Raw genomic sequence first — 14,925 nt, 5'->3', positions numbered from 1 at the left:
TTAGTTCACTTGTGGGTCAAGCTCACCAGACTGATAAGCTTTATACATAGCTTGTAGTGACTTAGGCTTGATTTTTGACCCCATACCCGCACAACCGAAGGCTTCATAACGTGTAGTACAGATATCTGCCATCGCTTCCATAGATGCTTTCAGGAATTTACGTGGGTCAAACTCTGCTGGGTTTTCAGCTAAGAATTTACGCACTGCACCGGTAGAAGCTAGACGCAAGTCGGTATCAATATTGACTTTACGCACACCGTGCTTAATCCCTTCTACGATCTCCTCAAGCGGTACACCGTAAGTTTCAGGAATTGCGCCGCCATATTGATTTATCACTTTTAACCACTCTTGTGGTACTGAAGAAGAACCATGCATCACAAGGTGGGTGTTAGGAATACGCGCGTGGATCTCTTTGATACGGTCGATACGCAATACGTCGCCGGTAGGCTTACGGCTAAACTTATAAGCACCGTGACTGGTACCAATCGCGATAGCCAAGGCATCGACATGGGTATCACGCACAAATTGCGCGGCTTCTTCAGGCGAGGTCAATAGCTGATCGTGGCTCAATACGCCTTCGGCGCCGACACCATCTTCTTCACCCGCCATGCCCGTTTCTAGACTACCTAAACAACCGATCTCACCTTCAACAGACACACCACAGGCGTGAGCAAAAGCCACAGTTTTACGCGTCACATCGACGTTATATTCATAAGATGCAGGCGTCTTACCGTCTGCCATCAAAGAGCCATCCATCATGACTGATGACATGCCTAACTGAATCGAACGCTGACAAATATCAGGGTCGGTACCGTGATCTTGGTGAATACACACAGGAATATCAGGATACTGCTCTAAAGCTGCAGCCATCAAATATTTCAAAAACTGAGGGCGAGCATACTTACGCGCACCTGCCGATGCTTGTACGATAACAGGGCTATCCGTAGCTTCAGCCGCTTGCATAATTGCACGCATTTGCTCCAAGTTATTTACGTTAAAAGCAGGTACACCATAGCCATGTTCTGCTGCATGATCCAGCATTTGACGTAGGGATATTAAGGCCATTTTTTTACTCCAATAAATAGGGTGATAAGCCATTATTTTTAGCTTAGTCACCTAGGTCACTATCGTTTGGACGGATTTTAATGCTGACGCTCAGGTTCGTCCTAAGTTGAACCTGATTGCCAGCGGTTTTTTTTAAATTATTTTTCTAGTTTTTATTAATTTTTATTAGTTGCCGCGGCTTTCCAACATAGCCACAGCGGGTAGTTCTTTACCTTCTAAAAACTCTAAGAAGGCACCACCACCGGTTGAGATGTACGACACTTTATCAGCGATCTCATATTTATCAACGGCTGCTAAGGTATCTCCACCACCGGCAATCGAAAAAGCTGAAGACTCGGCGATAGCTTGTGCGATTCGTTTGGTACCTTCACCAAACTGATCAAACTCAAACACACCAACAGGACCGTTCCAGACAATAGTGCCTGCATTTTTTAAGATCTCAGCCAGCGCTTCAGCACTATCTGGGCCGATATCGAAGATCATATCATCACTGCTAACTTCGCTCACCTGTTTCAAGGTTGCCGCTGCCGTTGGGCTGAACTCGCCAGCAACAACCACATCGGTTGGCACAGGAATATCACCGCCGCGGCTTTGTGCATTGGCTACTAAGCGCTTAGCTTCCTCGATTAAATCGGCTTCATAGAGTGACTTACCCACTTCATGGCCTGCGGCAGCAATAAAGGTATTGGCAATACCGCCGCCGACAACTAACTGGTCGACGATGCCCGATAAGCTTTCCAGTACGGTTAGCTTAGTCGATACTTTAGAACCACCTACAATCGCCACAAGTGGACGAGCAGGGTTGTCCATCGCTTTACCTAGCGCTTCTAATTCACCGGCTAATAGCGGACCAGCGCAAGCGATAGGCGCATGTAAACCCACGCCATGAGTCGATGCTTGAGCGCGATGAGCAGTGCCGAACGCATCCATGACATAAACGTCACACAGTGCGGCTAACTTCTTGGCTAGTGCTTCATCGTTTTTCTTCTCGCCCACATTGAAGCGCACGTTTTCGAACACAACAACTTCACCCACATTCGCTTCGACACCGTCAAGATAATCGCTAGCAAGACGTACAGGACAATCAAGAGCATTAGCAAGATAATCAACGACTGGTTGTAATGAAAACTCGCTATTGAATTCACCTTCCGTTGGTCGCCCTAAGTGAGACATCACCATGACTGCAGCGCCTTTTTCTAACGCCAGCTTAATGGTCGGTAATGAAGCTCGCAGACGTGCATCACTGGTTACCACACCTTCGCTTACTGGTACGTTCAAATCTTCACGAATAAGCACACGCTTACCTTGAAGATCTAAGGCTGACATATTAATAATCGCCATTATCGGTTTCCTTTAAAGTTAAAAATAAAACATAAAAGTGCAAAAATTCGGTTCTAAATCAATATGTATGGGTCATCACACCATTACATCTACTGGCGGCTTTGCCACCAGCATTATTACTATTCAGCCCTAACGGCTTTAATCATCTCTAAACTGGTATCGAGCATGCGATTGGCAAAGCCCCATTCGTTATCACACCATAATAATAGCTTCACCAGATGGCCATCGCTGACACGCGTCTGGGTGCCATCGACAATGCTCGAGCGGGGATCATGGTTAAAGTCACACGATACCAAGGGCGCATTAGTATAGCCTACCACGCCACTATATAAGCCATCGGCGGCTTGGGATAAAACTTGGTTCACAGTGTCAATATCGACGCGTTTATCTAAGGTGACCGACAAGTCGATTGCGGTCACATTGATGGTTGGCACGCGTACCGAGATCGCCTCAAACTTATCTTTCATCTCAGGCAAAATGCGCTCAATACCTCGGGCAAGTTTAGTATCTACCGGAATAATCGATTGTCCGGCGGCGCGGGTTCTACGAAGATCATCATGATATGCGTCGATCACTTGCTGATCGTTCATCGCAGAGTGAATCGTAGTAATGGCACCGCTCTTTACTTTGAAGGCGCGATCCAGCACCTGAATGATCGGCACTAAGCAATTGGTGGTGCAGGAAGCATTTGAAACTATGGTGTGCTCAGCCTTTAACTCCTCATGATTAACGCCATAAACAATGGTCGCGTCAACATCGCTAGAAGAGGGGTTACTTATCAATACTTGTTTTGCACCGGCTTTGATATGGGCTTCACAGGCTTGTCGATCGGTTAATGCGCCAGTGGCTTCGAAGACGATATCGATATCCATCTCAGCCCAAGGCAGATTCTCTGGCTCGCTTTCATGCAGTAATGCAATGCGATCATCACCGACTGTCAGGTAATTATCGACTAATGAGGTCGGCGATTGGAAACGCCCATGAGTAGTATCGTACTGAGTCAGATGAAGCATAGCTTCGGGTTTGGCAAGCTCATTGATAGCCACGATCTGAATACGATCTCGCTTACCCGATTCATAAAGCGCACGGAGAATTGAACGGCCAATACGGCCATAACCATTAATAGCAACTTTGATCATTAAGCCCGTTAGCTCCTTACATCTTTTCTGCAGGGTCAAACTATCAATGCAACAACGGCTTATCCAGTATTGCTACCGGATAAGCCGCCTAATGAGCATTAGTCGGCAAGACAACTAATACTTAATATAACGTTTCAGCCTTAAGCTAGAGCGTTAACTGTTGCAACTACGTTTTCAACAGTGAAGCCAAAGTACTTCAGCAATTCACCGCCTGGCGCTGACTCACCGAAGGTGGCCATACCGACAACGCCACCGTCGAAACCAACATACTTATGCCAGAAATCAACGTGAGCCGCTTCGATAGCGACACGCTTAGTTACCGCTCTAGGCAATACAGACTCTTTGTATTCAGCATCTTGTGCATCAAACGCATTAGTCGATGGCATAGAAACTACGCGAACTTGCTTGCCTTGCTCAGCCAGTGCCGCTGCAGAATCAAGGGCTAGCTGTACTTCACTACCAGTTGCAATAAGAATCACATCTGGTGTGCCAGCACAGTCACTCAGGACGTAACCACCTTTAGCAACATCAGCTAATTGCGCTTCACTACGACTTTGAGCAGGTAAGCCTTGACGGCTGAAGATCAATGACGTTGGTGCATCACGACGCTCGATAGCCGACTTCCAAGCCACTGCTGTTTCAGCAGCATCACAAGGGCGCCATACCATCATGTTAGGTGTCATACGTAAGTTAGCTAACTGCTCAACAGGTTGGTGAGTTGGACCATCTTCACCTTGACCGATTGAATCATGGGTATAAACGAAGATGTTTTGAATACCCATAAGTGCTGACATACGTACCGCATTACGTGCGTATTCCATGAACATCATGAAAGTCGCGCCATAATTGATGAAGCCACCGTGTAATGAGATACCGTTCATGATACCGCTCATACCGAATTCACGTACACCATAGTAAATGTAGTTACCAGCTGGATCTTCTTGGATACCTTTTGAACCAGACCATAGCGTCAGGTTAGAACCAGCTAAATCAGCACTACCACCAAGTAGTTCAGGAAGTAACGCACCGAATGCACCGATAGCATTTTGTGATGCTTTACGGCTAGCAATGCTTTCGCCTTTCTCTTGACACTCTTTGATGAAAGCTTGTGCTTTAGCTTCGAAATCGGCTGGTAATTCACCATCGATAACGCGACGCTTATATTCCGCTGCCAATTCTGGGTGAGCAGCTTCATAAGCGGCTAGTTTTTCGTTCCAAGCCGACTCATTGCTTGCGCCAACTTCTTTGGCATCCCAGCCTGCGTATACGTCTTCTGGAATTTCAAATGCACCGTGTTCCCAACCTAGGAATTCACGTGCTGCTGCAATTTCAGCATCCCCCAGTGGTGCACCGTGACAGTCATGGCTACCAGACTTGTTTGGCGAACCGAAGCCAATAATGGTTTTACAGCAGATCATTGTTGGCTTGTCGGTAACAGATTTTGCCTCGGCGATTGCGGCACTGATCGCTTGTGGATCGTGACCATCAACACCGGCAATGACATGCCAGCCGTAAGATTCGAAACGCTTAGCGGTATCGTCAGTAAACCAACCTTCAACGTGACCATCGATAGAAATACCGTTGTCATCCCAGAATGCGATCAGTTTGCCGAGGCCTAAAGTACCCGCTAATGAACAAGCTTCATGAGAGATACCTTCCATCAAACAGCCATCACCTAAGAAACAGTAAGTGAAGTGATCAACGATATCATGGCCTGGACGGTTAAATTGTGCAGCTAATGTCTTTTCAGCAATCGCCATACCAACCGCATTACTGATACCAGCGCCTAGTGGGCCAGTGGTCGTTTCAACACCTGGAGTGTAACCATATTCTGGGTGACCCGGCGTTTTAGAGTGCAGTTGACGGAAATTCTTAATCTCTTCGATAGGTAGAGCGTAGCCACTCAGGTGTAACAAAGAGTAGATCAGCATTGAGCCATGGCCATTTGAAAGGACGAAACGGTCACGATCAGCCCACTGTGGATTAGTTGGGTTATGCTTTAGGAAGTCATTCCAAAGGACTTCAGCGATATCCGCCATTCCCATTGGAGCACCTGGGTGACCAGAGTTGGCTTTCTGAACGGCATCCATACTTAATACGCGGATAGCGTTTGCGAGTTCTTTACGAGATGACATGCTCTCTCCTGCTGATTTTTAGGGATTATGTAAGGTATTAATGGGGACACATTTTCCCCTACTAGGCGGTGGGACGCAAATAAAAATCGTTCTGTAATAGAGATAATCTACATATAGGCCATGAGATGGGCAAAATAACCAAAATTCAATGGCGGCACAGATAAGGGGAATCGATTTTAAAACAGTGTATTACCCTGTGCGCGTTGATCTTTGCTGTTTCGTTTTTGGTCTAAGTAACCTGAGCTCTGAATAAGCAGAGCCGCTGAATAGGCATCTTTGCGTGCCTCTCTGCGTTGCTCTGCCTAACCATAGCTCGCTATGGTGTACGACAGAGCGCATTGATATGCTCAAAAATCTGCGCATTCAGTCAAAAATAAACTTTCCTTTTCAAACTAATCCTTTATAGCATTGAATTAGCTGGTTAAATTTAGATTTTCCGACACTCGTTATCCCGAGTTCAGGTTAAGTAAAAGTGTTTTAATCCTGGCATAAGGTGTGATGCCTAATCAGCTAAGCAAATCAGCTCATCACAAAGAGAAAAGGTTTTTAACCAAGCGTCTAGGCAGCGTTTGTTGTCATTTATACTGCGTTAGTACTTTTTCACGTGAAATAACACACATCAACAGCGCTGCCTTAATATTAATATCCAACAAATCGCTGCAAAAACAGACTTTAAAGATCAACACGCCCTAATATTAATCGCTGCAAAATCAGCTCCTAAAAAATATTTACTGCGTTATACAGCACAATTTTTGCTGAAAGGGGTGTTATCCAAATCAATTTCCACTAAAATAGACGTCTAGATGTAGATACTTCTACACATTCAAATTGATTAAAGACGAGATTTTCCAATATGGCAAAGCACTTGTTTACCTCTGAGTCGGTCTCAGAAGGTCATCCAGATAAAATCGCCGATCAAATTTCTGATGCGGTACTTGACGCAATCTTAGAGCAAGATCCTAAGGCGCGTGTTGCGTGTGAAACTTACGTAAAAACCGGTATGGTGATGGTAGGCGGCGAAGTCACTACTTCAGCATGGGTAGATATCGAAGAGATCACCCGTAAGACGGTACGCGATATCGGATATACCCATTCAGACATGGGCTTCGATGCCGATTCATGTGCGGTTTTAAATGCCATTGGTAAACAGTCTCCAGATATTAACCAAGGTGTTGACCGCGCGGATCCTAAAGAGCAAGGCGCTGGTGACCAAGGCTTAATGTTCGGTTATGCCAACAATGAGACTGATGTGTTGATGCCAGCACCTATCACTTATTCCCATAAGTTGGTGAAGCGTCAATCTGAAGTTCGTAAGAATGAAATTTTGCCTTGGTTACGTCCAGATGCAAAAAGTCAGGTCACGTTTGCATATAACAGTGACGGTAGCATCGCTGGTATCGACGCCGTAGTGTTATCGACTCAACACTGCGACAGCGTTAGCCAAGCTGATCTGATTGAAGGCGTGATGGAAACTATTATCAAGCCTGTACTGCCAGAGCAATGGTTAACTAAAGACACTAAATACTTCATTAACCCGACCGGTCGCTTCGTGATTGGTGGTCCAGTGGGTGACTGTGGTCTAACGGGTCGTAAGATCATCGTTGATACCTACGGCGGCATGGCTCGTCACGGTGGCGGTGCATTCTCTGGTAAAGATCCTTCAAAAGTAGACCGTAGTGCCGCTTATGCTGCTCGTTATGTCGCTAAGAATATCGTTGCTGCGGGTCTAGCCGATCGCTGTGAGATCCAAGTGTCTTACGCCATTGGTGTAGCTGAACCAACATCTATCAGTGTAGAAACATTTGGCACGGGTAAAGTGTCTGAAGAAGTATTGATCAAGCTAGTACGTCAACACTTCGACTTACGTCCTTATGGCCTAACTGAAATGCTAGATCTGGCTCGTCCTATCTATCAAGCGACTGCTGCTTATGGGCACTTTGGCCGCAACGAATTCCCATGGGAACGTACCGATAAAGCTGAGGTTTTACGCGCTGACGCTAAGCTTTAGTCTTGGCCTGTCATTGACTCGACAGTCCGCTAAATATCAAAAAACCGCCTTCATGGCGGTTTTTTATTAATGAGTTTTAATACCCATCAATAGTAAGAAGGTGATCTTCCCAACATATTTAGCTTCAATCAACAGTGATCGAAATGGCTGTACTGCATGCACATAAAACTCAACTGTTGCAGTGTTAATAACGGGACTTCAACCTCTTTAGCCTGACTCACTTGCAACTCGCTCGGAGCATCCATGGTTGAAAAACTGGCGCTATAGTCATTACTCCAACCGCAATCAATCCAAGTTTGTTGCCACTCAATACAATAATAACCTCGGGATTGCTGCTCATATTGCCTTTGTAACTCAAAGCACTGGCAAGGCTGTTGTTGCTCAGCAAGTAGGCCTTTTAATAACTTCATATTATCGAAGGCACTCAAGTTGAGTTGACGATATGGCGCTAATAATTGCTCAATCAGAGTCGGCATAATTCCCCCCTTATGACGTAGCTGTCGCTAATAAGTAATAATCACGGCCATCAAAGTCGAAAAAATCTACCACCTGCATTGCCGCTTTTTGAGTATGGGCGGCAAATGAGCGATCATTATCTTCGGCGATGAAAGTCAACATAAAGGGGTATCGTACTTTGACTTGGGATTTAAGTTCACTGACCAAAGCTTCAAAGATGCCTTTACCTCGGTGAGCAGGGCTGATCCAAATTGGGCCATATTGGCAGCAATTAGTCTGAGTTAACCCTTGCTGCTCGATCGAGTGCTGATGTATCCGGCTCAACAGTCGACGATAAATGGGCCAATTTTCGAAGAAAGACCAGCTTCCTGCAATCACATACCCCACTATCTCGCCATCGGACTCTGCCACCACAATCCAGTGCTGTTTAACAAGGATAGAAAGTTCATCCTGACTAAACGCTTGCCCTTGCATTACGCCGCCTCTCTGACTTGCGGCCAATTCTGCTTCGAGTTGGCTATGTTCCAGAAAAAAAAGTGCTTGAACATCATTAATTTGGGCTAATCTTATTAACACGGTGAACTCATCTATAATTCATCAAAAAGCAAATAGATTCATCACACTGAACCTATTTGCAAAACAGCCAACTCACAACCACAATTAATAAAGTTGACAAGGACTTGGAACATATATGCTGCCAGAAAATATAAAACCCGGTATCAGTATACTGGAAAACGATAACGCGCAGATTAACTTAGTCAGATGGATGCATCAATGTGAATTGATGAAACGCTATTATCAGGCTGATGTAGCCTTGGTTTTACAAAAAACTGACCTAGGATATGAAGTCATTGTCAGTTCAATTAACGACTCACGCAAATACCTGTCGGGTACGGTTTACAGTGAAAATACTGAACTGTTTCACCGCTTCACGACCTCGCAACCAGAAGGGATTAGCATCAATCTCTCCAGCGTCGCCTTCCCCCTACCCGACGACTTTAGCGCCGAAAGCAATATTCTCTCCAGGCCCATTCTCTGGCCTGACGGTAGTCCTTTTGGTTGTCTGTGTGTGCTCAATAGCAAGGTTGATGAGCAGGGCGAAAATAGCTCATTTATGCTCGAGCCATTCCAAATTTTACTGCAACAAGACTTGGCACTGCTCTGTCAAAATCAACGGATTGAATCGCTGTCGATGCGCGACCGTGATACCGGAATGCTCAATCATTATGGTTTTATTATGATGGCACCGAGACAACTTAACCTTGGCCGTCGCTTCGGAGCTCATGCCGCAGTGCTATTTTTCGAGTTGTATCCCAATGCACCTAGACTAGAAACCTTAGAAGATAAACATATCAGGTTACTGGGTCGTATCATTCAAGACACCATACGAACTGCCGATATTGCCGCCCACTACCAAAAAGCCCAATTCGTGGTCTTGGTGTTTATCGATTCTGAGCGGGATATTCCGCATATTATTAGACGGGTCGAAAAGCTATTAATACAGCAAAGTGACCAACTTCATCTCGATTCGGCTTATTCGTTTTTCTCTCCTGAGTCCAGCGTCAAATTAGCGCCCATGATAGAAAAAGCTAAATCCCAACTGCGTTCGCAGCAAGCTAATCAGCCAACTGATAGCGACGGCGGCGGCATGAAACTGTTATAAAACATGACAATAACAACATATAAAAAATCAATAAAATCATTATGTAAAATCAATCTGCATCACGGAGTTGATATGAAATAGAGAGCTAATTCACTATAAATAACATTCTCTCAACAAAGCAGATTCGATTGTGATATAAATATGATTTAGTACAAAATTCACTCGCTTAAACTAATAAAAATAATAAGAGAGCAATCAATGTTACTTCAATCAGCCGAAAAAACTTCTTGGCTTCGCGAGCGCGATCACCCGGCAATTACGCTGCCAAGATGGCAACAGCAAGTCGATTTACTGAGTGACTGTTATCAAGCAGATGCCTGTCTCATCTTGCAATATCACCAAGATGAGTTTCAGGTAGTTTGTAGTCGCCAAGCCACGAATCTAGGTCTGTACGCTGGAACTCAATTTAGCGACCCCTGGCTTGCAAAAGAGCTGTTTAGTTACACAGGTTATGATCTACTGGTGTTCAACCAAACCGGCTGTAAGCATCTCGCACAATTTCACCAACTCAGTGCCCTGCCTCTGTATTGGTCCGATGGACAAGTTTTTGGTGCTATCCTGATCTGTAATAGCAAACGTAAGGCGCAATTCGATCGACTCCATCCGCTCTTGGAAACTAGCAAGGCTTTAATTCAGGCAGAACTCAAACATCTCTTTTTAATGCAACAAGTACAGATGATGTCATTACAAGATGAACTGACTTGTATGCTCAATCCCTACGGCTTCAATCTGATGGCACCTAGACAGCTCAGTTTAAGCCGACGTTTTGGATCTAACGCCGCAGTGGTGCTGCTGGAGGATCTCAACAGCTATCCAGATAAACTTTCACAAACACAAGCATTAAGAAAATTGGCCAGAGTGATCCATCACAATATGCGGGACGCCGACGTCTCGGCTAGAGTAGAAGATCGCTTATTTGCCATTCTGGCATTCGTTGATAGCCAAGCAAACTTAGATGCCTTGACTCGACGCTTAAGAAAGCAGCTCGCTAAAGAAGACATTCAACATAGTATCGCTATCGGCAGTAGCTTCTTTTCTCCCCGCTCTCACTTAGCCATTGAGCCTATGGTCGAGGTGGCAAAACAGAATTTACTAACCAGTAGAGTTGAGGTTCAAAGCAAGATAACCCCACGCTAAATGAGAACCTAAACAGCCACCTTGAGGCGGCTGTTTAGCTAACTTAACCTCATATCTGTTTACCTTAATTATCACAATCTTTCTTGGAATCATCTTGTGCTTTAGCCCATTGGATAAATAATACGATAGGAAAAGGTGACATCATCACTAAACCAAAACCAATAAGACTAGCTACTAACACCATTCCGGCTATTTTGTGAGTGACTTCAGTTAATCCATAAAGAGTCAAACCGGCGATCAGCAACAATAAGCCTATCCAATGCACTACTTTTAACAGTGTCATCATCTCGTTTAAAGCCCCTTAGATATGACTATTGCCTCTTAGTTTGCCATTGAGTAGTCAATATAACTCTAAAAAAGTTAAGAAATTTCTGAAAAAATGCCAAAATGCTTTTTAAATCGGACTATCATTGTCAAAATAGTCATTCTTACTCTTTTTCGGATCATCTCATGTCAAAGCAATTTCTTTTAGCCGCCTGTGCATTATTAAGTTTAGCGGCCTGTCAAACTACCTCGACCACCCCAACTAATATCGCCATTGCCGGCACCTGGCACATAGAGTCAGTTCAAGGCCGCCCCGTGATAGACTATAGCCCTGCCCAGCTGACCTTCGGTGAAGATAATCAATTGAGCGGTAATAACAGCTGCAACCAATTTTTTGGTCAATACCAATTAAATGGTGAACAACTTAGCCTATCGCCAACGGGCAACACAATGAAAGCTTGTGTCGATGCTTTAATGGATCAAGAGCAGCGCGTCATGCAAGCCATGCCGTTAGTTAACCAAGCCACACTGGCCAAAGGTAAACTATTACTTAAAGATACCAAGGGCAAAACCTTACTGGTCTTAAGCCAGTAAAATCTTTACGCTAATAAAAAGCCGCCACAGGTATACTCCAGGGCGGCTTAAACGATATTTGTAGAAGATTTAAATCAATAATTAAACTTGATCTAGCTTCTCAGCCAGTAGCAGGCTCTGCTGCTCATCGGCATTGTAATGCTCAATATCTAACTCATCTTCAGACTTAGCAATAATCGTGGTTGCGACTAAGTCTCCAGCCACATTCACCACAGTACGCGCCATATCGAGTACACGATCTATACCGGCAATAATTGCTACACCTTCAAGGGGTAAACCCACTGTGGTTAGCACGAGTGTCAACATCACTAAACCTGCCCCTGGAACACCTGCTGTTCCGATGGAAGCTAATGTCGCAGTAAGAATAATGGTGATGTAATCAACCCAGGTCAGATCGATACCAAATGCCTGAGCAACAAATAAGGCTGTCACCCCTTGGTATAGCGCCGTACCATCCATATTAATTGTGGTACCTAAAGGTAATACGAAGCTAGAAATCTTCTTGTTAACCCCTAGTGATTCATTGGCACATTTCATACTCACAGGCAGAGTTCCTGCCGAACTAGATGTGGTATAAGCCACGGCTAATGCACTACGAATTCCTTTGAAAAATTGCAGCGGATTAAGTTTAGCCACTGTACTAAGTAGTAAGCTATAGAAGCCCAGTATATGTAGTAAGCAACCCAGATAGACGGCAATAATCACCTTTATCAGCGGCGCTAACATATCGATCCCATAAGCGCCAGCAACCCAAGCCATCAAGCCGAATACCCCGTAAGGCGCTAACTTCATGACCATGTCGGTGAGCTTGAACATGGCCTCAGCCAGGCTTTCAAACATCTTAATTGCTGGTTTGCCACGCTCACCAATCAATACCAAGGCAATCCCTAAAGCAACCGCAAAAACGATCACTTGTAATATCTGTCCATTTGCCAATGCAGCAACAGGGTTAGTCGGTACAATATTAATTAAGGTTTCCATTACAGAGGGTGCAGCTTTAGCAGCAGCCGTGCCGGCATCGGGTGTCATATTCAGCCCTACCCCAGGTGCAAGTAGATGCCCAACCCCTAGACCCAGTGTAATTGCAATTGAAGTAGTACCGAGATAGAAAACAAAAGATTTAAAACCGATGCGGCCCATCTTAGCCGTGTCTTGCATTGAGGTGACACCGACAATTAAAGAACAGAACACCAGAGGGACAATGAGCATCTTAATGGTATTCACAAACAGCGTACCTATGGGTTTAAGCAGTACAGCTTGCTCACCAAGAGCGATACCCGCAATGATACCCAGCATCATACCCATTAGAATTTGTAACCATAATGGTACAGACATCCAGCCAGACCAAGCCTTACCCAGTACAGACGAGGATTGTTGAGACATGTTTTTTAGCCCTGAAAATAAGAAGTAATCTAACCTAGCATGGGCTTAACGATCCCAACAAGCACCGAATAAGTATGCAGGTTTAACCAAGATATGCAGTCTAGCATGTGCTTAAAGCCCATGATGTGATTCATGTCTGTTTATAAGTAGCGCAGAAAGTGAATAACAATTCAATAAAACGGATTAATCATAAAGATAAATATACAGTAACTAAAATTCACGCATCAAACTGCGCCGAGCGCTGCTTAGCATCGAATTGAATGGTATACAGGGCTGCTGGAGGTTGTTCTCGCTCGATCAAATGGCTCCAGTAGGCGTCGTCGAAACCATCGAAAAACTGAGAGTCTTCTCCTTGGGATTTAATAATTATGCGCCACCACACTATGCCCCACAGGCCAAAAGTTAACAAGGTTAAGCTAAAATGCCACAGGTGATGCACTTCCTCTGAGTGAGGAATAGCGTGGACTAACTGAATGGTATTGTTACTCTTATTTGATGATTGGGATACTGTTTCCTCAATGCCATTTCGAGGTTTCTGTGGCTGGCGACACGTCATATTTTCATCCTTAGATATATCGAAAACAATATGATAAAAGCTTAGCAGAGTTAGACTTTAGTCGTATAAGAAATTGCGAAAAATCTGCCAAACCCAAAAACCAATTCATGGTAAAGTAGCGCGCTTATCCGAGGAGAAAATGATGCAAATAAGAAAAGGCCAACAATCAGATCTGAGCGCATTAGTGCAATTTAATCAGGCGATGGCTGAAGAAACCGAAGGACTACAACTGGATAATGAAACACTCTCAGTTGGGGTTAAAACCTTACTCGATAATCCACAAAAAGGCTTTTATCTGGTGGCCGAACTTGATGGTGACATTGTGGGTTCACTTATGGTGACCTTTGAATGGAGCGATTGGCGAGCTAAAGATTATTACTGGATCCAAAGCGTCTATATTCGTCCAGAAAATCGTCGCCAAGGCATCTACAGCAAACTATACCAAGCGGTAAAAACCATCGCAGAAGCAAATGGTGGCGCTGCCAGTTTCAGACTTTACGTCGAACAAGAAAACACTAAGGCGCAGCAAACCTACCAAGCACTAGGCATGGATGAAAGTTACTACTTGATGTACGAAGAGAAATAACTCAATGAACACAGGTCTCAGCAGCGCGACAAAGATTCGAATTACCGTAGGTTCAAATAATCCGGTGAAAATTAGTGCCGCTCACCATGCTGTCGCCATGTTATTTCCCGATGCGGAAATACTTAGCCAAGGTATGCATGCTCCCTCAGGCGTTGCCGATCAACCGATGACAGATGATGAAACCAAACTGGGCGCCATAAACCGCGCCCGTTTTTGCCAGCAGCAAGCCAAACTCGAAAACCAACTCGAAGCCGATTTATATATTGCAATGGAAGGTGGAGTGGATTGTTTCGAACATGGCGCAGCCACTTTCGCCTACATGGCTATCATCTATCAAGATAAATTATCTATAGGCCGCAGCGCGCAACTGCCTCTGCCAAATCATGTTTATCAAGCACTTAAAGCGGGACAAGAGCTTGGCGATGTGATGGACACCCTATTTAACACGGTCAACATCAAGCAAAAAGGCGGTGCCATTAGCCTGTTTACTGCAGGCAAAGCCAGTCGTGAAAGCGTCTATACTCAGGCCTTAGTGCTGGCTATGGCTCCCTTTGTTAATCCACAACAATTTGATTAGAAGTTGATGAAATATAGTGAC

15 protein-coding genes are annotated in these 14,925 nt (G+C 44.7%); 6 read left to right on the top strand and 9 right to left on the bottom strand.

What is annotated here, in order from left to right:
• The 4 genes from fba to tkt form a co-directional block, all read right to left on the bottom strand.
• On the bottom strand, positions 1-1,065 hold the full coding sequence (gene fba, locus L1D21_RS01985; RefSeq protein ID WP_239843551.1) for a class II fructose-bisphosphate aldolase: 1,065 nt from the start codon (positions 1,063-1,065) through the stop codon (positions 1-3).
• A 165-nt stretch (positions 1,066-1,230) separates the two neighbouring features.
• The gene (locus L1D21_RS01980) at positions 1,231-2,406 is read right to left on the bottom strand and encodes a phosphoglycerate kinase (RefSeq protein ID WP_239843550.1); all 1,176 of its coding nucleotides are present in this window, start codon (positions 2,404-2,406) and stop codon (positions 1,231-1,233) included.
• 119 nt (positions 2,407-2,525) lie between these two features.
• Positions 2,526-3,545, bottom strand: coding sequence for an erythrose-4-phosphate dehydrogenase (epd, locus tag L1D21_RS01975; RefSeq protein WP_239843549.1), 1,020 nt, complete (start codon positions 3,543-3,545; stop codon positions 2,526-2,528).
• A gap of 140 nt (positions 3,546-3,685) precedes the next feature.
• A complete protein-coding gene (gene tkt, locus L1D21_RS01970) occupies positions 3,686-5,680 on the bottom strand; it encodes a transketolase (RefSeq protein WP_239843548.1) in 1,995 nt (664 codons plus the stop codon).
• An 853-nt stretch (positions 5,681-6,533) separates the two neighbouring features.
• Here tkt and metK point away from each other — a divergent pair.
• On the top strand, positions 6,534-7,688 hold the full coding sequence (metK, locus tag L1D21_RS01965) for a methionine adenosyltransferase (protein WP_239843547.1): 1,155 nt from the start codon (positions 6,534-6,536) through the stop codon (positions 7,686-7,688).
• A gap of 128 nt (positions 7,689-7,816) precedes the next feature.
• Here metK and L1D21_RS01960 read toward each other — a convergent pair whose 3' ends face one another.
• Both L1D21_RS01960 and L1D21_RS01955 read right to left on the bottom strand, forming a co-directional pair.
• Entirely contained in the window at positions 7,817-8,164 is a 348-nt protein-coding gene (locus L1D21_RS01960; protein WP_239843546.1) for a hypothetical protein, read from the bottom strand.
• Between the two features lie 10 nt (positions 8,165-8,174).
• Complete coding sequence (locus tag L1D21_RS01955) at positions 8,175-8,699, bottom strand: GNAT family N-acetyltransferase (protein ID WP_239844169.1); 525 nt, start codon at positions 8,697-8,699, stop codon at positions 8,175-8,177.
• Between the two features lie 136 nt (positions 8,700-8,835).
• On the opposite strand from L1D21_RS01955, the gene L1D21_RS01950 reads away from it, so the two are divergent.
• A complete protein-coding gene (locus L1D21_RS01950) occupies positions 8,836-9,807 on the top strand; it encodes a GGDEF domain-containing protein (protein WP_239843545.1) in 972 nt (323 codons plus the stop codon).
• A gap of 198 nt (positions 9,808-10,005) precedes the next feature.
• Entirely contained in the window at positions 10,006-10,944 is a 939-nt protein-coding gene (locus tag L1D21_RS01945) for a GGDEF domain-containing protein (RefSeq protein ID WP_239843544.1), read from the top strand.
• A gap of 64 nt (positions 10,945-11,008) precedes the next feature.
• Here the strand turns inward: L1D21_RS01945 and L1D21_RS01940 are convergent, their stop codons facing one another.
• Positions 11,009-11,230, bottom strand: a complete 222-nt coding sequence (locus tag L1D21_RS01940) for a hypothetical protein (protein WP_239843543.1) — start codon at positions 11,228-11,230, stop codon at positions 11,009-11,011.
• Positions 11,231-11,394: 164 nt separating this feature from the next.
• Here L1D21_RS01940 and L1D21_RS01935 point away from each other — a divergent pair, with 164 nt between their 5' ends.
• A complete protein-coding gene (locus L1D21_RS01935; RefSeq protein WP_239843542.1) occupies positions 11,395-11,802 on the top strand; it encodes an META domain-containing protein in 408 nt (135 codons plus the stop codon).
• A gap of 81 nt (positions 11,803-11,883) precedes the next feature.
• On the opposite strand, the gene L1D21_RS01930 is transcribed toward L1D21_RS01935, so the two are convergent.
• Positions 11,884-13,185 (bottom strand): dicarboxylate/amino acid:cation symporter, encoded by a 1,302-nt coding sequence (locus L1D21_RS01930; protein WP_239843541.1) that lies wholly within the window; start codon positions 13,183-13,185, stop codon positions 11,884-11,886.
• A 217-nt stretch (positions 13,186-13,402) separates the two neighbouring features.
• Positions 13,403-13,741: a hypothetical protein gene (locus L1D21_RS01925; protein ID WP_239843540.1), complete on the bottom strand. Its 339-nt coding sequence runs from the start codon at positions 13,739-13,741 to the stop codon at positions 13,403-13,405.
• A gap of 142 nt (positions 13,742-13,883) precedes the next feature.
• Between L1D21_RS01925 and L1D21_RS01920 the strand changes: the two genes are divergently transcribed.
• Positions 13,884-14,327, top strand: coding sequence for a GNAT family N-acetyltransferase (locus tag L1D21_RS01920; protein ID WP_239843539.1), 444 nt, complete (start codon positions 13,884-13,886; stop codon positions 14,325-14,327).
• 4 nt (positions 14,328-14,331) lie between these two features.
• Complete coding sequence (yjjX, locus tag L1D21_RS01915; RefSeq protein WP_239843538.1) at positions 14,332-14,904, top strand: inosine/xanthosine triphosphatase; 573 nt, start codon at positions 14,332-14,334, stop codon at positions 14,902-14,904.
• Positions 14,905-14,925: the final 21 nt, after the last annotated feature.

It is taken from the genome of Shewanella sp. Isolate11 (genome assembly GCF_022398315.1).
Taxonomy (GTDB): domain Bacteria; phylum Pseudomonadota; class Gammaproteobacteria; order Enterobacterales; family Shewanellaceae; genus Shewanella.
The sequence above is the reverse complement of the archived record's forward strand: the minus strand, read 5'-3'. Positions and strand labels throughout refer to the sequence as shown.